The sequence below is a fragment of the Arthrobacter zhaoxinii genome (genome assembly GCF_024385505.1).
Taxonomy (GTDB): Bacteria; Actinomycetota; Actinomycetes; order Actinomycetales; family Micrococcaceae; genus Arthrobacter_B; species Arthrobacter_B zhaoxinii.
Genome location: NZ_JANFLT010000007.1, coordinates 64,986 through 86,121 on the forward strand (window position 1 = coordinate 64,986; position 21,136 = coordinate 86,121).

Genomic DNA, 21,136 nt, shown 5'->3' on the forward strand with positions numbered 1-21,136 from the left:
ATGGTGGGGTACGCCCGTAGGGGCCTGGCGGAGGGCTGCATGGGGTGAGGTACCCCGTAGGGGCCTGGCGGAGGCGGCTTTAATATTCTCCGCGAGCTCTGCGAGCGGGGAATTTCGTTGCCGCCGGAGCCAGGCCCCGCAGGCGGCCACAGCAAGCGGGCACAGCAGGCGGCCACAGCTGGCGGGCCAGCAAGCGCGCGAGCCTACGCCGGCACCCCAGCATCCTCGGTCACCAGCACCTCGTCGATGCTCTCCTCGCGCCACCGCTCCAGCAGCCGATGGAACACCACCGGCCCGGGGCTGAAGGAGAAGCTGACGGGCGGCGGGTTGCCCTCTCGGTTGTAGTAGCCGGGCGTGCATTCGGCGGCGAACCTGCGGTTGTCCGCGGAGGTCCGCTGGATGGTTTCGCACCAGGCGGCTTCGGCTTCCGCCGTCGGCTCGATGTAGCGGGCTCCTGCCTCGCGTCCGGCGCCGATGACGGCGGCAATGTGGTTCGCCTGTTCCAGCAGGATGTGGGCGAAGTTCACCGAGTTGGCGTTCTGCATTGAGCCGAGGTGGAACAGGTTCGGGAAGCCGTGTGTGTAGAAGCCGTGCAGGGTGCGCGGTCCGCGGCTCCACGTTTCCAGCAGAGTGGATCCGCCGCGTCCGGTCACCGGCAGGGCGCCGGAGGTGACACCGGAGATGCCTACCTCGAAGCCCGTGGCGAAGACGATGCAGTCCACCTCGTATTCCTCGTCGCCCACCACGATGGTGTTCTCGGTGATGCGGGTGATGCCGCCGAAGTCGGCCGTGTCCACCAGCGTCACGTTGGGAAGGTTGAAGGTCTCCAGGTAGTAGTCGCTGAAGGTCGGGCGCTTGCACATGTAGCGGTACCAGGGCTTGAGCAGTTCGGCCGTCTTCGGATCGTAGACTTCCTCGTCCACCCGGGCGCGGATGGAGTTCATTTTCCGGAAGTCGACGAGTTCGTCGAGGCGTTCGCGTTCTTCCGCGGATACGGATTTGTCGACGGCGCCGCTGATCATCTTGCGGTGCAGCTGCGGGACGGAGGTCCAGCCGTCCCGGGTGAGGTCCTTCTCCACCGGTTCCCCGGAGACCACGGCAAGGAAGTTCTCCATGCGTTCCTTCTGCCAGCCCGGCTTCAGCGAGGCGGCCCAGGCGGGGTCGGTGGGGCGGTTGTTCCGGATGTCCACGGACGACGGCGTGCGCTGGAAGACCAGGAGCTGCTCGGCGTCGCGCGCCACCATGGGAATCACCTGGATGCCCGTGGCGCCGGTGCCGACCACGGCCACCTTCTTGTCCGCGAGTCCGCTGAGGTTGCCGGTCTGGTCTCCCCCGGTGTAGCCGTAGTCCCACCGGCTGGTGTGGAAGGTGTGCCCCTTGAAGGAGTCGATGCCCGGGATGCCCGGCAGCTTCGGCTGGGTGAGCGTTCCGGAGGAGGTGATCACGTAGCGGGCACGCATTGAGTCCCCGCGGTCGGTGGTGACGATCCATTCCAGTGCGTCGTCGTCCCAGGTCAGGCCGGTGACGCGGGTATGGAAAACCGTGTCGCGGTACAGGTCGAAGCGTTCGGCGATGGCCACGGCGTGCCGGCGGATCTCCTCGCCCCGCGCGTACCGCTCGGTGGGCATGTAACCCACTTCCTCGAGCAGCGGCAGGTAGACGTAGGACTGGATGTCACAGCGGATTCCGGGGTAGCGGTTCCAGTACCAGGTGCCGCCGAAGTCGCCGGCTTCATCCATCATGCGGATGCTTTCGACGCCGGCCTCCCGGAGCCGGGCGCCGGTGGTCAGGCCGCCGAAGCCGCCGCCGATCACCAGCACCTCCACGGCATCGGTCAGCGGCTCCCGCCCGGTGCGCGGGGTGTAGGGATCGGTGGCGTAGTAGCCGAACTTTCCCTTGGCTGGCTGGTACTGGGTGGCGCCGTCCGGACGGATCCGCCGGTCCCGTTCCGCCTTGTATTTGGCCCGAAGGCCCTCTACATCCAGTCCTTCTTCGGTGTGCTCGTACGCTATGGGGGTTTGCGTGCTGCTCATGTATGTCCTTACTTAGCTTGCGCATGCCCGGGGCAGGATCCGGGGAAGGACAACGACGCCGGTGCGCGGAGTCCGTCTCGCTCCGAACGCCGGCCGCCGGGGACGCCGGTATATCTCAGGCCGCCAAAAACGGTTAGTCCCACACTAACTAATTTTCCGGGGTGTTTGCTGACGCCGTGTTTGCCGACACGTCCGGGGCCACTACGGTGAACTCATGACCGACGGAAGTAATGTGCAGCACGAGCGCGAACGGGTGCTGCAAAGTCTCGAAGAACTCACCGACTCACTGCAGTCAACGGCCCTGCCCGCTTTCCTCGACCCGCTGCTGGCCACGGACCTGACGGTGCGCCAGTTGAAGGTCCTGACCGTCCTGGTGGCCACGGAGGAGGGCGCCACCGGCCGGGGACTCTCGGAGTCCTTCGGCGTCTCGATGGCCTCCATGTCCGGCCTGATCGACCGGCTCGTTGCCCAGGGCGTCGCAGTCCGCTCGGAGGACACCCGGGATGCGCGCGTGCGGCGGGTGAAGGCGACGCCGCTGGGCCGAACAGTGGTGCGCAGGCTCGTGGCCGGACGCCCGGAGCTGAATTTCGAGATTCTCTCGCGGTTGTCCATGGACGACCTGCGGGCGCTCGAGCAGGGCATGCGCGCCGTGCATACCGAGGTCAACCGGGCAGAGGGCGCCGTCTAGACCCGGCCGGCACCGTCCGCCGGCAGCACCGTGAACAGCGCCGGTTCGGCAAAGTCCTGGGCCGCGAACGCTGCCAGCACTGCAGCGCGGACGTCAGCTTCGTCTTCCTGCCGGATCAGGGCAATGGCGGAGCCGCCGAACCCGCCGCCGGTCATCCGGGAACCCAGCGCACCGGCGGCACGCGCCGTATCTACCGCCAGGTCCAGCTCCGGGCAGGACACCTCGAAGTCGTCGCGCAGCGACACATGGGAGGCGGTCAGCAGCTCGCCGATGCCTCGGACGTTGTCCGCCCGCAGCTCCTCCACCACCTGCAGCACGCGCTGGTTCTCTGCGGTCACATGGCGCACCCGCTTCCGGGTTTCCTCGTCCAAGCCGTCCAGGGAGGTGCCCTCCGGGACGTCCCGCAGCGACTGCACCCCAAGGGCCGCCGCACCGCGTTCGCAGGCGTTGCGCCGGGCGCTGTAGCCGCCGTCGGCGTGGCTGTGGACCACCCGCGTATCGATGACCAGCACTTCCAGTCCGTGGTCGGCCAGGGGCAGCGGCACCGTTTCTGATTCCAGGCTCCGGCAGTCAAGGAACAGGGCACCGCCTTCGCGTCCCATCAGCGACGCCGACTGGTCCATGATGCCCGTGGGGGCACCCACAAACTCGTTCTCGGCGTACTGGGTCAGGCGTGCCATCTCGGGTGCATCGAGTCCCAGGCCCAGCAGGTCATTGAGCGCCACAATCACCGCCACTTCCACCGCGTGGGAGGAAGACAGGCCGGCGCCCACCGGAACGGTGGAATCCAGCAGCAGGTCGAATCCGGGCACCGAGACCCCGGCCTGCTGTGCCAGTGCGTACACCACGCCCGCCGGATACCCGGCCCAGCCGTCCGCGGATCCCGGTTCCAGACCGCCGGTCCGGAACTGCGCGCGGGAGAGGTCGGCGCCGTCGGGGGCGAAGGTCGAGGCGAGACGGACGACGTCGGCCTCCGTCCCGGGTTCGGAGTCCGCCGTCCGCAGCCGCACGGCCACGAGGGCGCTGCGGTCAATGGCGAACGGCAGGACGAAGCCGTTGTTGTAATCCGTGTGTTCGCCGATCAGGTTCACCCGCCCGGGGGCGCGCCAGACGCCGTCGGGCGCCGCACCGAAGACCTCGGAGAACCGGCGCGCCAGGGTGTCCGCCCGCTCCTGCAGGGTAGATGTACAGGTGCTCATGGCTTAGCCTCGCGCAGCCGGGCAGCGGTCAGTTCCGCAGTGGTGTCATTGATGAAGGCGCCCATGGCTGCCTCGGATCCGGCTAGGAACTTCAGTTTGTCCTCGGCCCGGCGGGGGCTGGTGAGCTGCAGGTGCAGCCAGCCGGCGTCACGGTCCGCGGCCGTCACAGGCGTCTGGTGCCAGGCGGAGATATACGGGGTGGGGGTCTCATACAGCCCGTCCACCCGCTGCAGCAGATCCAGGTAGACGGATGCCAGCTCGTCGCGTTCCGCCCCGTTCAGGGCGGCGAGGTCGGGGACCTGGCGGTGCGGCACCAGGTGCACCTCCAGCGGCCAGCGGGCCGCGTAGGGCACGTAGGCGGAGAAATATTCACCCGCAAAAACCATGCGGTCCCCGGCGTCGGACTCGTCCCGAAGCACTTCGCCCATCAGGGGCCGGCCGTTTTCGGCCAGGTGCCGGCGGGAGCGATCGGCCAGCCGGGCTGCGTGCGGGGCCGCGTAGGGGTAGGCGTAGATCTGCCCGTGCGGGTGGTGCAGCGTCACGCCAATGTCCTGGCCGCGGTTTTCGAAGGGAAAGACGTGCCGGATGCCCGGCAGTGCGGAGAGTTCCTCGGTGCGCTGGGCCCAGGCCTCAACCACGGTGCGGGCACGGGTGTAGGGCAGCGATGCGAAAGAGCTGTTGTGCTCCGGGGTGAACACCACCACCTCGCAGCGGCCGAAGGCCGGTGAGGGATGACCCCACAGGGCGCGCTGGTCCTGGTCCCCTGTCTCCGGCAGCGTGCCCAGTTCCGGCCCCAGGGAGGGGAAACGGTTTTCAAACACCACGACGTCGAAGTCCCCGGCGGGGATCTCCGACATCCGGCCCGGGACGGTGGGGCACAGCGGGCACTGGTCGGCGGGCGGCAGATAGGTCCGGGCCTGCCGGTGCGCGGCGACGGCCACCCATTCCCCGGTCAGACGGTCAAAACGCACCTCGCCGTTGCCGGACCGGCCCTCCAGTGGACGCGCGTCACGGACGGACTCCACCGGGTTGCCGCCGCGGTCGGTGAAGAACAGCGATTCGCGGCCGTCTGCCAGCGTGTGCCGGCGGTGGACCATGGGCAGCGCCGCAGTTCCCTGCACCGCTGGGGACTTGCTTGACACTTACTGGCCTCCCATACCGGATGTGGCGAATCCCCTGATGATATGGCGCTGGAAGAGCATAAAAACAATCAACAGCGGCAGCGCGCCGATCATTGCGCTGGCCATTTCGGAGGCGTACTGCACCCCGTAGGCATTCTTCACGGTACCCAGCCCCACCGGGATCGTCATGATTTCCGGTGAATTGGTGACGATGAACGGCCACAGGAAGTTGTTCCATGCACTGATGAACACAAAGATCGACACGGCGGTGATGATGGACCGGGACAGCGGCAGCACGACGGCGAAAAACACCCGGAAGTCCCCTGCGCCGTCCAGCCTCGCCGCTTCTTCCAGCTCCACCGGGATCTGGTCGAAGAAGTTCTTCATCACGATAACCATCAGCGGCATCACCACCTGCGGCAGCGCCACGCCCAAGAGGGTATCGGACAGGCGCAGCGCAATCATCTGGTCAAAGAGCGGCACAATCAGGATCTGCGGCGGCACCATGATGGCCGCTACGGTGAGGCCGAAAAGCCACTTGCGGCCGCGGAACTTCTGGCGGGAGAACGCGTAGGCCGCCAGCGCCGAGATGGTCACCGTGATGACCGTGACAATGGTGGAGACCAGCACCGAATTCCAGATCCAGAGCGGAATGTCCCCCGCTGCCAGGACGCTGCGGTAGGCCTCCGCCGTCCAGCCGCTGTCCGGCCAGAACTTCAGCGGAGCGGCGGAAACGTCCGCCTCCGCCTTGAACGAGGACAGCACCGCCCAGGCCAGGGGCAGGGCCCACAGTGCTGCGAGGACCGCAACAACGAGGTACGCCGCCACCCGGCCCTTGCGGCCGGGCCCGAGGGTCAGGCTGCGCAGGTGTTCGGCTTCGCGTTTCTTCTGGGCCCGGGCGCGGGTACGCCCATCGGCCGGTGTTCCGCCCGGTGCGGTGGGTGCGGCAGCGGTGGCTGCGGGAGCGGTTGCGGTAGCCATGTCAGGAGTCCTTCCGCTTCGCGAACCACATCTGGGCCAGGGAGACCAGGACGATGAGCGCGAAGAAGATGTAAGAGGTGGCGGAGGCGTAGCCCAGCCGGTACCCGATGAATCCGGAGTCGTAGATGTACTGCAGGATCGAACGGGTCGCCCCGTTCGGCCCGCCCTGGGTCAGCAGGAAGATCTGGTCGAAGACCTTCAGCGATGCCAGCGCCTGAAGGAGGATGATCAGACCCGTGGTGCTTTTCATCATCGGCAGCGTGATCGAAAACAGCCGCCGCCAGGATCCGGCACCGTCCAGCTGGGCTGCCTCGTACAGATGGTCGGGAATGTTCTGCAGGGCTGAAAGGTAGAGCAGGAAGTTGAATCCCACGGTCCACCACAGGGTGACCAGGGCGATGGACCACATGGCCACCTGGTCGTCGCTGAGCCAGCCCACCTGGCTCAGGCCTGCGCGGTCCAGCAGCCCGTTGATCAGGCCGAAGTCATTGGTGAAGAGGAAGCCCCAGATGGCCGTCACCACGGACACCGGGAGCAGGAACGGCGCGAAGAAGGTCAGACGCCAGATCCACTGCCCTTTCAGGCCCGTGTACACGAGGTAGGCCATCACAAAGGAGACCACCACCAGCGGAACGGAGGAGATGACGGTGAAGAACAGCGTGTTGCCCAGCGAGGACCACATCTGCGGGTCGCTGAGGGCCTCCGCGTAGTTCGAGAATCCGGTGAATTCCGACCTCTCGGTGACCAGGGAGCGGTTGGTCAGGCTCATCCACAGCCCGTAGATGATCGGCCAGACCAGGAAGAGCCCGAAGAAGAACAGGTAGGGGGCAAGGAACCAGTAGCCGGTTTTCGACGCCGGCCGCTGCCGTCCGCCGGCTGCCTTCAGCCGGGTCGCGGCCACAGGGGGTACGCCCGGAGAATCGGCGGGGATATTGGTGGCGGTGGTGGTCATCGGTGGCTCCTCACGCAGTGGGATTCGGGGCGGCAAGGAAGCGGTCCATGGCGGTGAGCATCCCGCCGACGGCGTCCATCGGCTTCGTCTGGCCGCGGAAGGCATTTGAAAGGGCCTGGGACATCTGGTTCTGGAAGTCCGTGCCCGCTCCCGCGAACCAGACCGCCGGGTCAAAGACCACGTGCTGGCCGGCGGCTGCGTAGTCCGCCTGCGGGCGCAGGGCGGAGTATTCAGCGGTCTGCTGGGCCGGCAGGTAGGCCGGAATGTGGCCGGCGGTCCCCCACTGGGGTCCGCCGTCGCGGATGACCGAGCCCACAAATTCGTAGACTGCACGGCGGCGTTCATCCGTCATGGAACGCTGCTGGGGCAGGACGTAGCTGTGCGAATCGGCATACACGGCGGGGGTGCCGAACATCGTGGGCATCGGCATGCCGCCGGTCCGGGGCACGGACGCCTGCAGCCCGGCGACCTCCCACACGCCGGAGAGGATCATTCCCACCCGTCCGCCGTTGTAGGCTGCGAGGCCGCTCTCGTAGTCCATGCTCTCCGTCAGGCACTTGCCGTCCATCCAGGAGGCCACCGCACCGATGACCTCCGCTGCGCGGTCCTCGTCGAGGGCGGCGGACTCCCCGGGTTCGAGCCGGTAGTCGCCGCCGGTCTGGCGGTAGAGGCCCCAGAAGAGCCGCCAGGCCTGGGCGGTGTCCATCAGGTAACCGAAGCTGATGCCGTAGCCGCCGGTCACTTCCGCGAGCTTGCTGCCCACCTCATGCAGCTGTTCGGCGGAGGAAATCGGCATCGTGCCGTCGGGGGCGAGCACACCGGCCTTGTCCGCCAGATCCTGGTTGAAGAAGGTAATGAACGGGTGGGTATCCAACGGCAGGGAGTAGAGCTCGCCGTCGTGGTGGCAGGAATCCCAGACAGCCGGCGCGAAGTCCGCTTCGGTGATGCCGACCTCGGCCAGCAGGCCCTTGTCCCACGGTTCCAGGAGACCGCCCGGCGCATAGCCGGGCATCCGGGAAATATGCATGATTGCGGCATCCGGCGGCTGCTGAGACGCGGAGCTCATGGCGAGTTTGGTGTAGTAGGGCGGGCCCCAGGACAGCGTGGTGGGTTTGATATCCAGTCCGGTCCGGGCGGAGACGTCGCTGATGATGCCGCGCATGTTCGCCCCGTCCGCACCCTGGAAAGGGTCCCATACGGTGACGGGCGCGCTGCCGCTGCCGGCCGCGGAACTGCCGCATCCGGCCACGGCGCCGACGCTGCCGGCAGTGACGGCGGCCGCCAGGGCTCCCCGCAGGAACTGCCTGCGGTTCGGAGATCTGTAGTTGGTGTTCATCCTGCTCCATTTCCTGGCTGCAAACGCTGGCTCATCCTTGAGGCCAATGTGACTGGTGAGCTGAACCACATGGGCAGGATTCTAACGTTAGCAATCGTCCACCGTCTACTCTTGGACAAAGGAAGAAGTCCCGGCCCTCCGCCGCCGGGCAGGTATCGGAAGGGGCCGGCACGTGAAGCGAGTGGGGATCAAGGAGGTCGCCGAGCGCGCCGGGGTGTCGTGGAAAACCGTTTCCAACGTCATGAACAACCGCCCGGTGGTCCACCCGGAAACGCGGGCCCGGGTGCTGCAGGCGGTGGAGGAACTGGGCTACACGCCCAACCTGATCGGCCGCCAGCTGCGTCAGGGCTCCACCCGTGCCATCGCCCTGGTGGTGCCGGATCTGCGCAATCCCTATTTCGGGGTACTGGCCCAGACCCTCGAGGCTGCGGCAAAACGCCGCGGCTACACGGTGTCCATCGAAATCTCCGGCGGCACGGTGGACCTGGAACAGCATTACCTGCACGGGTGGCACGGCCGGCTCTTTGACGGCCTGATCTTCTCCCCCTCCGCCGTGACCGGAGAGGCCATAGCCAAGCGGACCGACCCCACACCCATGGTGCTGCTGGGCGAACGCATCATCAACGCAGACGTACCCCACGTGGCCATCGACAATTCGGCCTCGAGCGTTGATCTTGTGCGCCACCTCGTGGAGGGCGGACGACGCCGGATTGCCTTCCTCGGAGCGGACGGAACCGGCGGGATTTCCACGGGCAGCCAGCGGTTTGAAGGCTACCGCGCGGCCCTGCGCTTTGCCGGACTTCCCTATGACGCAGCCCTGGTGGGCACCACCGGCACCTGGTTCCGCCAGGAGGGCTACACCCTCGCGCAGCAGATCCTCGCCGCGCCGGACGTGGATGCGATTGTCTGCGCCAATGACCTCCTCGCTGTCGGCGCCCTGGCTGCGGCCCGGGAACTGGGCCGCGACGTCCCCGGGGAGCTGGCGCTGGTGGGCTGGGACAACATTGACGAGGTTCGTTACACCTCTCCCGGAATCACCTCCGTGGCTCCGGATCTGGAAGCCCTGGCCGAGGCAGCCGTCTCCTCGGTTCTGGGGGAGCTGGAGGGCGAAGTAGTGATTCCCCACCGCATAGTGGAGCGGGAATCCTCCGCGCCGGTGCGTCGACCGTAGCAAAGCCGGGGATCATCGACGGCGGCGGGCCATTTTTGCGGCCGAAATTCTAACGTTGCAATTCAGAGGCGCGTGAGGTTGACTGGGATCACAATTTTCTGTCTCCGCCTGAAGGACCGTTCATGACCCTCCCCGCGTTTGATCCCCCTGTGACCATTACGGACATCCCCCGCCCGGAGCATCCCCGCCCCCAGTTTGTCCGCGACCACTGGCTCAACCTGAACGGGACCTGGGACTTCGAGATCGACCGCAGCGACTCCGGCCTGGACCGCGGCCTGCTGGAGCGCGGACTCTCGGGCACCATCACCGTTCCCTTCGCCCCGGAATCGGAGCTCTCCGGCATCGGGGACACCGATTTCCTGGATGCCGTCTGGTACCGGCGGACCGTAACGGTTCCCGCGGACTGGTCCGGCCTGCGGCCGATCCTGCACTTCGGCGCCGTGGATTACGACGCCACGGTCTGGGCCAACGGCGTCGAGGTCGCCCGCCACCGCGGCGGCTTCACCCCCTTCGAGGCGGACCTCTCCGCTGTCGCCGGTCCGGGTGACGACGTCGTCATCACCGTCCGCGCCCGGGACCTGCATCACGAGGTGCAGGCACGGGGCAAGCAGTCCACCTGGTTCGCCAACACCCATTGCCAGTACACCCGCACCACCGGCATCTGGCAGACCGTGTGGCTTGAAGGCGTACCGCCCACAGCGGTTACCCGGGTCCAGATCACTCCCAATCTGGCGGCCCGCAGCTTCAGCGTCACCGCCCCGCTGACCAGCAACCTGCCGGACGGCACCCTGACCGTACGGCTGACCGACAACAACGGCACCACCGTGGCGGAATCCTCCGTCAGCACCGCTTACGATCTGGCTCCCACCTTGGTCCTCACCGTGGCCGAGGCCGACGTCCGGATCTGGGACGTGGGTGACCCGCAGCTCTACGGTGTGGAGGTTTCGCTGTCCTCCGGAGGCACCGAGGTGGACCGGATCCGCAGCTACACCGCGCTGCGTTCGGTGAGCATTGACGGCAATTCGTTCCGTCTCAACGGCCGCCGGGTCTTCCAGCGTCTGGTCCTGGACCAGGGCTACTGGCCTGAGTCCCTCATGACTGCCCCCTCAGACCAGGCCCTGATCGAGGACATCGAGTTGTCCCTGGCCGCCGGCTTCAACGGTGCCCGGCTGCATCAGAAAGTCTTCGAGGAGCGCTTCCTGTACCACGCAGACATCCGCGGCTACCTGGTCTGGGCTGAGTTCGGCGACTGGGGTGTGTCCGGACAGGGCCCGATGGGGGCCAACCAGAAACCTGACGCCTCGTTCGTCTCGCAGTGGCTCGAGGCGGTCCGCCGCGACATCAACCACCCCTCGATTGTGGGCTGGTGCCCGCTGAACGAGACCCATCAGGTGCTGCATGACCGGATCACGGTGCTCGACGACGTCACCCGCGCCATGTTCCTGGCCACCAAGCTGGCGGATCCCTCCCGTCCGGTGATCGACTCGTCCGGGTATTCGCACCGGGTGCTCGAGACCGATGTCTACGATTCCCACTCCTACGAGCAGGATCCCGAGGCCTTCCGCACTCAGCAGGCGGGGCTGGCCGAGGGGAGCCCCTACCTGAACCGACCCGAAACGCTCGGTGAGATCGGCCTGCCGCACGGCAAAACGGAATACTCCCTGCCGTACGCCGGGCAGCCGTTCTTCATTTCGGAATACGGCGGCATCTGGTGGAACGAGCAGGAAGCAGCCGCGGCCGCCGAAGGCCGGGCCGAGCGGGCCGCCGTCGGCAACGACCAGGCCGACTCCTGGGGCTACGGGGACCGGGTGCGCTCCGAAGAGGAGTTCTACGCCCGCTTCGAAGGGCTGACCAACGTCCTGCTGGATGACCCGGACATGTTCGGGTACTGCTACACCCAGCTGACGGACGTCTTCCAGGAAAAGAACGGCGTCTACGACTTCAAGCGCGGCGAGAAGTTCGACGTCGAGCGGCTGCGCCGCGTGCAGCAGCGTCCCGCCGCATACGAAGAGCGGACCGACTAACCCCGGACCTCCCAGACCAGTGCGCTGCCGGTACCCCCTTGCCGGCAGCGCACTTTTTTCTGCCCACGCACCGGTCCGGCCTGTGTCAGCGCGCCACCCGGAGTCATCGAAAACGGGAGTGGGGGTACAAGGCCGTACACTGTGCTGGCGATCACTTTTCCGCCGCCGCGGGGGACGCGGCGGAACCTTCCCGGCTCGTGCATTGACGGACGACACCGGACGGACACCTGCTCGTAACCTGCCCCACCTAGCATCACCACTGTCACCACTCGCTGCATCCCCTGCCGCCATTACGCGGCCATTACCCGTCGGCCCCAGCGGCCGACCAAGGAGTATGAGGCATGAGACCTTCAATCCGGAAGGCTGCGCTCGGAACCACCCTGTCAGTCGGCCTGCTTGCCGCGCCGCTGACCGCGTTCCCGGCCTACGCCCAGGACGGCGCCGCCGCCGTTCCCGGCATCATCATCAACGAGGCGTACCTGTCCGGCGGAAGCGCCAACGCCCCGTTCAACACCAAATTCGTTGAACTGTACAACCCCACCAGCGAACCGGTGAGCCTGGACGGCTGGTCCCTGCAGTACCGGGCCGCGAGCGCCACTGCGGCTCCCACCGGGATCGGCAGCCTCTCCGGCAGCATCGCTCCGGGCGGCCATTACCTGGTAACAGGTGCCAGCAACGGCACCACCGGTGCGGCCCTCCCCACCGCCGACGCCACCATCGGGGCCAGTTTCGCCGGAGGCGGCGGCACGCTGATCCTCTCGAACCAGGGCACCCGGGTGGATCCCCTGCCCACAGGCTCGGTCGTCGGTGCTCCCGGAGTTGTCGATCTGGTCGGTTACGGCACCTCCAACACGTTCGAGACTGCCGGCGCTGCTGCTCCGGCAGGCAACTCGGATCCGAAGTCGCTGAACCGCACCGATTTCGCCGATTCGAACAACAATAGTGCCGATTTCAGCCTCAGTGCCTCGGTCACCCCCACCTCCACGGGCGGCGCGGCTCCCTCCGAGCCCGCTCCGACTCCCACACCCACGCCGACGACGCCGGCACCGGTGCCGGTGCCGGGCGACGTGGTGCCGATTGCCACGATCCAGGGCACCGGTGCCGCGAGCCCGCTGGTCGGCCTGACGGTCACTACCCGCGGCAAGGTCACCGGTGTTTATGCCACCGGCGGCTTCAACGGCTATTACCTCCAGACTCCGGGCACCGGCGGGACCCTGGACCTGGCCGGACACACGGCTTCGGAGGGCATCTTCATCTTCTCCGCGGCAACTGCAGGCTCCGTGACCGCCGGCGACTACGTCGAAGTCACCGGCACCGTAGGTGAGTACTACAACCTCACCCAGCTCACGGTCGCCGACGGCGCCATGACCAAGCTCAGCGAAGCCGCTCCCGAGGTGAAGCCGGCTGCCGTGGCGTGGCCCGCCACCGACGCGCAGCGTGAAACCCTCGAGGGCATGCTCCTGGCACCCCAGGGCGACTTCACCGTCACTGACAACTTCTCCCTGAACCAGTACGCGGAAATCGGCCTCGCTGCCGGCACCTCCGCCCTGGTCCAGCCCACCGCGGTGGCTGCCGTCGGCACCCCCGAGCACGCCGCCGTCGTCGCGGACAACGCCGCCCGCGCCGTGAAGCTCGACGACGGCGCGAGCACCAATTTCCTCAACGCAGCCAACCAGGGAACTCCGCTTCCCTACCTGACTCCGGAAAACCCGGTCCGCGTAGGTGCTGCCGCTTCCTTCAGCACCGGCGTCATCCTTGATTTCCGCAACAGTGCCTGGAAGTTCCAGCCGCTGACCGAACTCACCGCAGCCAACGCGGCCACCGCCACCCCGGCGTCGTTCACCAACACCCGCACCGCAGCCCCCGAGAGTGTCGGCGGCAACCTGAAGCTGGCGTCCTTCAATGTGCTGAATTACTTCACCACCACCGGTGACACGCTTTCCGGCTGCTCCTTCTACAAGGACCGCAGCGGCGCTCCCGTAACCGTGGACGGCGGCTGCGACGCCCGCGGTGCCGCCAACGCCGCGAACCTGGAACGCCAGCAGGCCAAGATCGTAGCCGCGATCAACGCCCTCGGCGCAGACGTGGTCTCACTGATGGAGGTGGAGAACTCCGCCACGTTCGGCAAGAACCGCGACGACGCCCTGTCCCGCCTGGTAACCGCCCTGAACGCGCAGGCACCGGGAACGTGGGACTACGTCCGCTCCCCCGCGGATCTGCCCGCCGATGAAGACGTCATCCGTTCGGCCTTCATCTACCGCACCGCAACCGCCGAACCCGTCGGCGAATCCACCATCCTGGACAATGAAGCGGTCTTCTCCAACGCCCGCGAACCGCTGGCCCAGGCCTTCCGCCCCGCCGGTGGCGAAGACGGCACGGAAATCCTCGCTGTCACCAACCACTTCAAGTCCAAGGGATCAGCGCCCTCCTCCGGCGAGAACGCAGACACCGGCCAGGGCGGCTGGAACGCGGACCGCGTCCGCCAGGCCCAGGCGCTGGTGGACTTCGCCGGAACCGCATCGGAAGCAGCCGGCACGGACAAGGTGTTCCTGCTCGGTGATTTCAACGCCTACCACGCAGAGGATCCCATCAAGGTGCTGGTCGATGCCGGCTACGTTGACCTCGGCGCAGCCACCGGCAAGCACTCCTACGCATTCGGCGGGACCGTCGGCAGCCTCGACCACATCCTGGCTTCCCCGGCAGCCAATGAAGCAGTCACCGGTACGGATATCTGGAACATCAACTCCGTGGAGTCGGTGGCCTTCGAATACAGCCGCTACAACTACAACGCCACCAACTTCTACGCACCGGATCCCTACCGGGCCTCGGACCATGACCCCATCCTCGTGGGCATGGACCTGACCGCCGAAGGTACGGACACCGCCACGCTGAACCTGCTGAACATCAATGACTTCCACGGACGGATCGACGCCAACACGGTGCCGTTCGCCGGAACCGTTGAGGAACTCAAGGCCGGCGCTCCCGAGGGCAGCTCACTGTTCCTCTCCGCGGGCGACAACATCGGCGCCTCCCTGTTCGCCTCCTCGGTGCAGCAGGACCAGCCCACCATCGATGTCCTGAATGCCCTCGGGCTGCAGGCCTCGGCGGTCGGCAACCATGAGTTCGACGGCGGCTTCGCCGACCTCACGGACCGCGTGGCACCGGCCGCGCAGTTCCCGTACCTGGGGGCGAACGTCTACACCAAGGGAACCACCACCCCTGCGCTGCAGGAGTACGAGATCCTCGACGTCAACGGAGTGGATGTCGCCGTCATCGGTGCCATCACCCAGGAGACCGCAAGCCTGGTCAGCCCGGGCGGCATCAGCAACCTGGACTTCGGGGATCCCGTGGAAGCGGTCAACCGCGTTGCCGAGCAGCTGGTCGAGCAGGACCTCGCCGACGTGATCATTGCCGAGTACCACGAGGGTGCCGGAAGCGGCACCCCCGACGGCGCCTCGCTGGATCAGGAGCTCGCCGCCGGCGGTGCCTTCGCCGAAATCGTCAATGGCACCACTGAACTGGTGGATGCCATCTACACCGGTCACACCCACAAGCAGTACGCCTGGGATGCAGCCATTCCCGGCGGGGACGGAAAGACCCGCCCCGTGGTACAGACCGGTTCCTACGGTGAATTCGTCGGCCAGATCCGCCTCGAATACAACGAAGAAACCGACGAGGTGCTCTCCTACACCGCGGCCAACGTGGCGCGCACCAAGACGGCCGCGCCGGAACTCGTCGCTGCCTACCCGGCAGTCGCCGAGGTACAGCGGATCGTGGACGCCGCCCTGGCCTACTCGGCCGAGGTGGGCAACGAGCCCATCGGCTCCGTCACCGCGGATATCACCTCTGCCTTCGTCGGCACCGCCCGCGATGACCGCAGCTCCGAATCCACCCTCGGCGCTCTGGTGGCCGACTCGCTGCTGTCCACCCTTTCCGCCCCCGAACGCGGCGGCGCCGAAATCGGCGTCACCAATCCGGGCGGCCTGCGCGCCGAGCTCTACTACGGCGAGGACGGCGTGATCACCTACGCCGAAGCCAACGCGGTCCTGCCCTTCGTCAACAACCTCTGGACCACCACGCTGACCGGTGCCCAGCTGAAAACGATGCTGGAGCAGCAGTGGCAGCCGGACGGCAGCTCACGCGCCTTCCTGGCCCTCGGCCTCTCCGACAACATCACCTACACCTTCGATGCCGACCAGCCCCGGGGATCACGGATCCAGAGCGTCACCATCAACGGTGCCGCGATGGACCCGGCACGCGATTACCGGGTTGGTACGTTTAGCTTCCTGGCGCAGGGCGGAGACAACTTCACCGTCTTCCGGGAAGGCACCGACACCCGGGACACGGGGCTCGTAGACCGTGACGCCTGGATCAGCTACCTGTCGGCCAACAGCCCGCTCTCCCCCGACTTCGCCCGCCAGGGCGTAGCCGTCAAGGGCGCGCCCACGGCCGTCAAGGCAGGCACGGCTGCAACCTTCACCGTTGCCCAGCTGAACCTGACCTCGCTCGGCAGCCCGGCCAACACCTCACTGGCCGTCAGCTTCGTGAATGCCGCCGGCACCTCGACGGCGCTCGGTACGGCAGCGGTCAGCGCCGGTTCCGCCACAGTGACGGTGACCCTTCCGGCGTCGGCGTCCGGTGCCGGAGCCCTGGTGCTCACGGCCGCCGAATCCGGCACGACGGTGACCCTGCCGGTCACGGTCGAGAAGGCTGCAGCACCGGCGCCGGCTCCCGTCTGCAAAGCCCCGGTGGCACCCAAGCAGTGGTGGGACGTGCGCGGCTGGGTCCGCTACGCCTACGAACTGACGCAGTACGTGCTGTGCCTGACCGGACGGAAGTAACCGCCTAGCCAGGGAATGACTGGCCAAAAGCGCCGCTCCGGTTTCCCGGGGCGGCGCTTTTGTCGTAGGCGGGGTCCGTCCTTTTCGACGGGGTCTGCATCGTCCGCAGACAGTACTCTGATGGGAACCGGCGCAGTTCCGCTGCCGGATCCGGCAGCGAAGGAGGAGCCTCGGCATGGACCGGAACCATCACCCGGGACAGCAGCCGCAGGAGCCGCGGGGCGGACGAACCGCCCCGGGGCGGCGGCGCACCGTCCGGAGCCGCGGGGCGGAACTGGCGGTGTATGAGTACGGCACCCCGGGGGCGGAGAGTGTCCTCCTGGTGCACGGCTACCCCGATGACCATTCAGTATTCGACGGCGTAGTGAATCGCCTGGCAGCGGACCGGCACGTCATCACCTACGACACCCGCAACGCCGGAGCTTCGCGGGTAACGGGGGACGGTGCGGAGCGGCTGGCGTCGTACCGGCTGGATCTGCTCGTGGAGGACCTGTATGCCGTCCTCGACGCCACCGGAACCCCAGCCGTCCACGTGGTGGGCCACGACTGGGGATCCATCCAGGGCTGGGCCGCCATCCAGGATCCCCGCGCCGGAGGAAGGATCCTCAGCTACACCAGCATCTCCGGGCCGGACCTGGGACATTTCCGGCGGTGGTTCCGCACGAGGCTTCGCTCGCCCCGGCTCTGGCCGCAGGCACTGATGCAGGCTCTGCGCAGCTGGTACGTGGCCGCCTTCCAGATTCCGGCCCTGCCCGACGCCGCGTGGGAGCACCTGCTGACGGACCGCTACGAGAAGTACGCCGGCCGGAGAATCGGAGACAGCGGTGTGCGGGGGCTGCAGCTGTACCGCGCCAACATGTTCCGCTCCGGCGGCGCAATTCCCGACGGCGGCTACGCCGGGCCGGTGCATGTCATCGTTCCGTTGAAGGATCCGTTCCTTTCACCGAAGCTGACCGAGGGCCTCGAAACACGCTTTCCCCGGGTGGAAGTCACCAAGGTGCACGCTGGACACTGGTGGCCGGAGCGCCGGAGCGAAGATTTTGCCGCACTGCTGCTCCGGTGGTTGGCTGCGCACCCCGACGGGTAGCTGTCCCAGCCCGGACCATGGAACCGCTGTCGACGGCACGGCGCGAAAAGAAAGGCGCGAAAAAGCAGCACAGGCCGCCGGGGAATCCCGGCGGCCTGTGCTGTTTAACGCGAACGGCTCACAACATGTCAGCGGCTGCGCTTGCCGCCGCTGCTGCCGCCCTCGCCTTCCATATCGATCTGTTCCTTCCGGACTTCTTCGGTCACTGTTTCCTCTTCGGTCACGGTTTCCGTATCCAGCCGGACCCGCTCCACGGGGACGGCTTCCTTTTCCACGACGGCCTCTTCCGCGTGGAGGGTCACTTCGTGCTCCTCCTCGCTGATGGACGGTCCGTCCATGGCCGAACTCCGGTTGGCGTCCGTGATGGGCTCCCGCTCGATCCGGGCTTCCTCGTGGCTGACCGGAACCGTCTTCGTGACGTTCTCCGTCGTGACGTACTTGCGCAGGCGGGCACGGCCCGACTCACGGCTCTGGGTACCTACGTGGAGCTGCTCCTCGGACCGGGTCATCGCATCGTCCGTGGTGGGGCCGGACGTGTCATGCCCCACCTGGCCGCTGGATGACCGCGAGGTGCCCGAACCGCTCGACCTGCCGCTGCCGGAGGAGCCGCTCGACCCGCCGCTGCCGGAGCCGCTCGACCCGCTGCCGGAACCGCTCGACCTCCCGCTGCCGGAGGTACCGGAGCCGCTCGATCCGCCGCTGCCGGAGGTTCCCGAGCCGCTGGTGGTTGTACCGGAGGTCCCGGAAGTTCCCGAGCCGCTCGAGGTGCCGATGGAGTAGTAGCTGTAAAGCTCATCCTGCTCCTGGTCGCTGAGATGTCCGTCCTTTTCCACCCTCGGAGCGTCTTTCACCATCTCCTTGGAATACGGCACCCGTACAACAGATCCCTCCACCGTGGCATCCGCCAGCGGGACAAAGCTCTCCTTGGAACCGAACAGCCCCGTCTTGGTGGTCACCCATGCCGGCCGGCCCGACTCGTCATCGAGGTAGATGTCGCCTGCCGAGCCGATCTTCTCTCCGTTGGGTCCCTCCACCGTTCCGTGGTTCATGATGCTGTCGATCTGTTCACTGGTGATCACGTCGTTCTCCTGTTTCCGCGCCTTCGGGCGCATGGTGGTGCGTTGGATACTGCGTCCCCCCACTTACCCCAAGACTTTTACCGGACGGGTCAGTCCCCCAGCCCGGCCTTATCCACCCGGCGGTGGAAGCGCATGCCGCCCAGTCCGCCGAGGATAGCGCCGATCAGGGCAACGGCCGCGGCCACGAGGGCGGCGATAATCGTGGACGCCGTCGCGTTGTCACCGAACATCGGGATCTGCGGGAAGCCGTTGAGTTCAACCAGGATGTTGAACTGGTCGCCTGCTATGGCGGCGAGGATGGCTGCCACAATGGCAATCACCACCGCCCAGACCCAGACCGCGATTCCCTGCTTCATCCCGTTGAAACGGGCCATCCGTCCCGCCACGTATCCGCCGCAGTAATACGCGATGAACAGAATCACCAGCAGGATGATTGTCCCGGTGATGGTAATGGCTGTGGCGTCGGGGCTGTCGTCGTTCAGCAGCACCGCTGCGCCAAGGGCGGTTGCCAGGGCGCTCAGCAGCACAGTGGTGCCGATGGCGGTCAGCCAGCCGAAGAACGCGGAGCCGATCTTCACCCCGCCAAACGAGGCTTTCTCCCGCTCCACCACCTGCCGGCGGCTGGTGTCATCTCCCATGCCGGTGCCGCCGCGCCGGTTATCCGGCACCGGATCCGTTCCTCCTTGTCGCTGGCCCTGGTCTGAGGCCTTTCGTCCGTGGTCTCCTGCCGCGCTCGCGCTCGTACTCATGAACGTGTCCTTTGCCGTAAGAGCAGCCGGGAAGTTTCCCCGTGTGGCCACTGGTACGCCCTACGCTAGGCGGAACCGGAGTAAATAAAAAGGGTACTTACTATGCGGGCCCCTTGACAGCCCGGCATGGTTGCCCGGTTCGGTCCGCCCTCATCTTCCCCGCGGCCTCCTGCCCGGGAGAAGATGACGCGCGCCACCGTCCGCTTCCGGCAGGAAAGAACCCACAGGGCGGGAATTGATCCGCCCCCGCGTCGGTTGTAGCCAGCAATACACCGTCAAGATTCATCTAGGAGAAATCATGACAACTCAGCTCGAATCAACATCGCCGGCCCTCACCGACTGGATCCCCGCCCAGCAGTTCATCGCAGGCCAGTGGCGCGACGGCCGTTCGGAAAAGACCCTCACGGACACCAACCCCTTTGATGGTTCGCAGCTGATGACCATGCAGCAGGCCTCCCGCGAAGACTTGAACGATGCGTACGCCGCCGCCGAGGAAGCCCAGAAGGATTGGGCCGCCAGGACCCCGAATGAGCGCCGCACTGTCATTGCCCGCGCCGCGGAGATTTTCGAAGAACGCCGCGACGAGATCATCGCCTGGCTTAACGCCGAATCCGGCAGCACCATGCTGAAGGCCAACATTGAAGTTGCCTCCGCCGCCTCCATCACCCGCGAGGCAGCCACGTTCCCGCACCGCGTGGCCGGCAAGATCATGGATTCGGACACCCCGAACAAGGAACTGCGCGTCTACCGCGCACCGCTGGGCGTCGTCGGCGTCATCAGCCCGTGGAACTTCCCGCTCCACCTCTCCCAGCGCTCCGTGGCTCCGGCACTGGCCCTCGGCAACGCCGTCGTCCTGAAGCCGGCCAGTGACACCCCCGTCACCGGCGCCCTGATCATTGCCAAGATCTTCGAAGAGGCCGGCCTGCCCGCAGGCGTGCTGAACGCCGTCGTCGGCGCCGGCTCGGAAATCGGCGACGCCTTCGTAGAGCACCCGACTCCGCGGATGATCTCCTTCACCGGCTCCACTCCGGTGGGCAAGAACATCGGCGCCCTGGCTGCCACCGGCGCCACGCTGAAGTACACGGCGCTGGAGCTCGGCGGCAACAGCCCGTTCGTGGTCCTCGCCGACGCCGACGTCGACCAGGCCGTCCGCGCAGCTGCCATGGGCAAGTTCCTGCACCAGGGACAGATCTGCATGGCCGTGAACCGGATCATCGTGGAAGACGCCGTCTACGACGAGTTCGTCGAGAAGTTCACCGCACACGTCAAGACGCTGAACGCCGGCAATCCGACCGACCCGAAGAACGTTGTGGGCCCGATCATCAACGCCAAGCAGCTCGAGGGCCTGAAGACCAAGATCGAGACCGCCAAGTCCGAGGGCGCACGCCTGATGATCGAAGGCGAAATCAACGGCCAGGTACTCTCCCCGACCGTCTTTGCCGACGTCACCAAGGACATGGAGCTGGCCCGCGAAGAGATCTTCGGCCCCATCGCCGGAATCATGCGCGCCAAGGACGCCGAGGACGCACTGGCCCTGGCCAACGACACCGACCTCGGCCTCTCCAGCGCCGTGTTCACCGCCAACCTGGAGGAGGGCGTGAAGTTCGCCCGCCGCATCAAGGCCGGCATGACCCACGTCAACGATTTCCCGGTCCAGGACGAGGCGCACATTGCCTTCGGCGGCGAGAAGAACTCCGGCCTCGGCCGGTTCAACGGCGAGTGGGCCATCGACGAGTTCACCACGGACCACACCATCAGCGTCCAGCACGCTCCGCGCGAATACCCGTTCTAATCCGGTAACGGACCCCGGTAAACGACGACGGCGGCTGCGCACCTTCGAAGGTGCGCAGCCGCCGTCGTCGTTCAGGCCGGAGA

The 21,136-nt window shown here is 66.7% G+C and carries 14 protein-coding genes; 6 read left to right on the plus strand and 8 right to left on the minus strand.

Translation table 11 applies throughout. The features are described 5' to 3' along the window. Nucleotides 1-203: 203 nt before the first annotated feature. The gene (locus NNX37_RS15365) at nucleotides 204-2,033 is read right to left on the minus strand and encodes a flavin-containing monooxygenase (protein ID WP_255793626.1); all 1,830 of its coding nucleotides are present in this window, start codon (nucleotides 2,031-2,033) and stop codon (nucleotides 204-206) included. Between the two features lie 214 nt (nucleotides 2,034-2,247). Here NNX37_RS15365 and NNX37_RS15370 point away from each other — a divergent pair, with 214 nt between their 5' ends. Next, the gene (locus tag NNX37_RS15370) at nucleotides 2,248-2,721 is read left to right on the plus strand and encodes a MarR family winged helix-turn-helix transcriptional regulator (protein ID WP_255793627.1); all 474 of its coding nucleotides are present in this window, start codon (nucleotides 2,248-2,250) and stop codon (nucleotides 2,719-2,721) included. On the opposite strand, the gene galK is transcribed toward NNX37_RS15370, so the two are convergent. Genes galK through NNX37_RS15395 form a run of 5 tightly spaced genes read right to left on the minus strand, consistent with a single transcriptional unit; the run spans nucleotide 2,718 to nucleotide 8,310 of the window. Further along, nucleotides 2,718-3,920: a galactokinase gene (gene galK / locus NNX37_RS15375; RefSeq protein ID WP_255793628.1), complete on the minus strand. Its 1,203-nt coding sequence runs from the start codon at nucleotides 3,918-3,920 to the stop codon at nucleotides 2,718-2,720. The two genes, NNX37_RS15370 and galK, sit on opposite strands and share 4 nt — an antisense overlap. Then, nucleotides 3,917-5,017, minus strand: coding sequence for a galactose-1-phosphate uridylyltransferase (galT, locus tag NNX37_RS15380; RefSeq protein ID WP_255793706.1), 1,101 nt, complete (start codon nucleotides 5,015-5,017; stop codon nucleotides 3,917-3,919). The genes galK and galT overlap by 4 nt, the downstream gene beginning before the upstream one ends. A 45-nt stretch (nucleotides 5,018-5,062) precedes the next feature. Further along, complete coding sequence (locus NNX37_RS15385) at nucleotides 5,063-6,022, minus strand: carbohydrate ABC transporter permease (protein WP_255793629.1); 960 nt, start codon at nucleotides 6,020-6,022, stop codon at nucleotides 5,063-5,065. 1 nt (nucleotide 6,023) lies between these two features. Then, nucleotides 6,024-6,974, minus strand: coding sequence for a carbohydrate ABC transporter permease (locus NNX37_RS15390; RefSeq protein ID WP_255793630.1), 951 nt, complete (start codon nucleotides 6,972-6,974; stop codon nucleotides 6,024-6,026). Nucleotides 6,975-6,984: 10 nt separating this feature from the next. Further along, nucleotides 6,985-8,310 (minus strand): extracellular solute-binding protein, encoded by a 1,326-nt coding sequence (locus NNX37_RS15395; RefSeq protein WP_255793631.1) that lies wholly within the window; start codon nucleotides 8,308-8,310, stop codon nucleotides 6,985-6,987. Between the two features lie 172 nt (nucleotides 8,311-8,482). Between NNX37_RS15395 and NNX37_RS15400 the strand changes: the two genes are divergently transcribed. The 4 genes from NNX37_RS15400 to NNX37_RS15415 all read left to right on the plus strand — a co-directional run bounded on the left by NNX37_RS15400 (nucleotide 8,483) and on the right by NNX37_RS15415 (nucleotide 17,433). Then, nucleotides 8,483-9,481 (plus strand): LacI family DNA-binding transcriptional regulator, encoded by a 999-nt coding sequence (locus NNX37_RS15400; protein WP_255793632.1) that lies wholly within the window; start codon nucleotides 8,483-8,485, stop codon nucleotides 9,479-9,481. Between the two features lie 122 nt (nucleotides 9,482-9,603). Then, nucleotides 9,604-11,505: a glycoside hydrolase family 2 protein gene (locus NNX37_RS15405; protein ID WP_255793633.1), complete on the plus strand. Its 1,902-nt coding sequence runs from the start codon at nucleotides 9,604-9,606 to the stop codon at nucleotides 11,503-11,505. A 341-nt stretch (nucleotides 11,506-11,846) separates the two neighbouring features. Further along, nucleotides 11,847-16,346, plus strand: a complete 4,500-nt coding sequence (locus NNX37_RS15410; RefSeq protein ID WP_255793634.1) for an ExeM/NucH family extracellular endonuclease — start codon at nucleotides 11,847-11,849, stop codon at nucleotides 16,344-16,346. A gap of 175 nt (nucleotides 16,347-16,521) precedes the next feature. Next, nucleotides 16,522-17,433, plus strand: a complete 912-nt coding sequence (locus NNX37_RS15415; protein WP_255793635.1) for an alpha/beta fold hydrolase — start codon at nucleotides 16,522-16,524, stop codon at nucleotides 17,431-17,433. 128 nt (nucleotides 17,434-17,561) lie between these two features. On the opposite strand, the gene NNX37_RS15420 is transcribed toward NNX37_RS15415, so the two are convergent. Continuing rightward, nucleotides 17,562-18,512 carry a DUF2382 domain-containing protein gene (locus tag NNX37_RS15420; RefSeq protein WP_255793707.1) on the minus strand — a complete coding sequence of 317 codons (951 nt, stop codon included), beginning with the start codon at nucleotides 18,510-18,512 and terminating at the stop codon, nucleotides 17,562-17,564. Nucleotides 18,513-18,601: 89 nt separating this feature from the next. Further along, entirely contained in the window at nucleotides 18,602-19,261 is a 660-nt protein-coding gene (locus NNX37_RS15425; RefSeq protein WP_255793636.1) for a hypothetical protein, read from the minus strand. Nucleotides 19,262-19,559: 298 nt separating this feature from the next. Here NNX37_RS15425 and NNX37_RS15430 point away from each other — a divergent pair, with 298 nt between their 5' ends. Next, nucleotides 19,560-21,053, plus strand: a complete 1,494-nt coding sequence (locus NNX37_RS15430) for an aldehyde dehydrogenase family protein (protein ID WP_255793637.1) — start codon at nucleotides 19,560-19,562, stop codon at nucleotides 21,051-21,053. Nucleotides 21,054-21,136 lie beyond the last annotated feature (83 nt).

What these genes read in the sequence shown, in the direction of transcription:
- NNX37_RS15365 (WP_255793626.1), bottom strand. Translation starts at nt 2,033, where the DNA reads ATGAGCAGCACGCAAACCCCCATAGCGTACGAGCACACCGAAGAAGGA.
- NNX37_RS15370 (WP_255793627.1), top strand. Translation starts at nt 2,248, where the DNA reads ATGACCGACGGAAGTAATGTGCAGCACGAGCGCGAACGGGTGCTGCAA.
- galK (WP_255793628.1), bottom strand. Translation starts at nt 3,920, where the DNA reads ATGAGCACCTGTACATCTACCCTGCAGGAGCGGGCGGACACCCTGGCG.
- galT (WP_255793706.1), bottom strand. Translation starts at nt 5,017, where the DNA reads ATGGTCCACCGCCGGCACACGCTGGCAGACGGCCGCGAATCGCTGTTC.
- NNX37_RS15385 (WP_255793629.1), bottom strand. Translation starts at nt 6,022, where the DNA reads ATGGCTACCGCAACCGCTCCCGCAGCCACCGCTGCCGCACCCACCGCA.
- NNX37_RS15390 (WP_255793630.1), bottom strand. Translation starts at nt 6,974, where the DNA reads ATGACCACCACCGCCACCAATATCCCCGCCGATTCTCCGGGCGTACCC.
- NNX37_RS15395 (WP_255793631.1), bottom strand. Translation starts at nt 8,310, where the DNA reads ATGAACACCAACTACAGATCTCCGAACCGCAGGCAGTTCCTGCGGGGA.
- NNX37_RS15405 (WP_255793633.1), top strand. Translation starts at nt 9,604, where the DNA reads ATGACCCTCCCCGCGTTTGATCCCCCTGTGACCATTACGGACATCCCC.
- NNX37_RS15410 (WP_255793634.1), top strand. Translation starts at nt 11,847, where the DNA reads ATGAGACCTTCAATCCGGAAGGCTGCGCTCGGAACCACCCTGTCAGTC.
- NNX37_RS15415 (WP_255793635.1), top strand. Translation starts at nt 16,522, where the DNA reads ATGGACCGGAACCATCACCCGGGACAGCAGCCGCAGGAGCCGCGGGGC.
- NNX37_RS15425 (WP_255793636.1), bottom strand. Translation starts at nt 19,261, where the DNA reads ATGAGTACGAGCGCGAGCGCGGCAGGAGACCACGGACGAAAGGCCTCA.
- NNX37_RS15430 (WP_255793637.1), top strand. Translation starts at nt 19,560, where the DNA reads ATGACAACTCAGCTCGAATCAACATCGCCGGCCCTCACCGACTGGATC.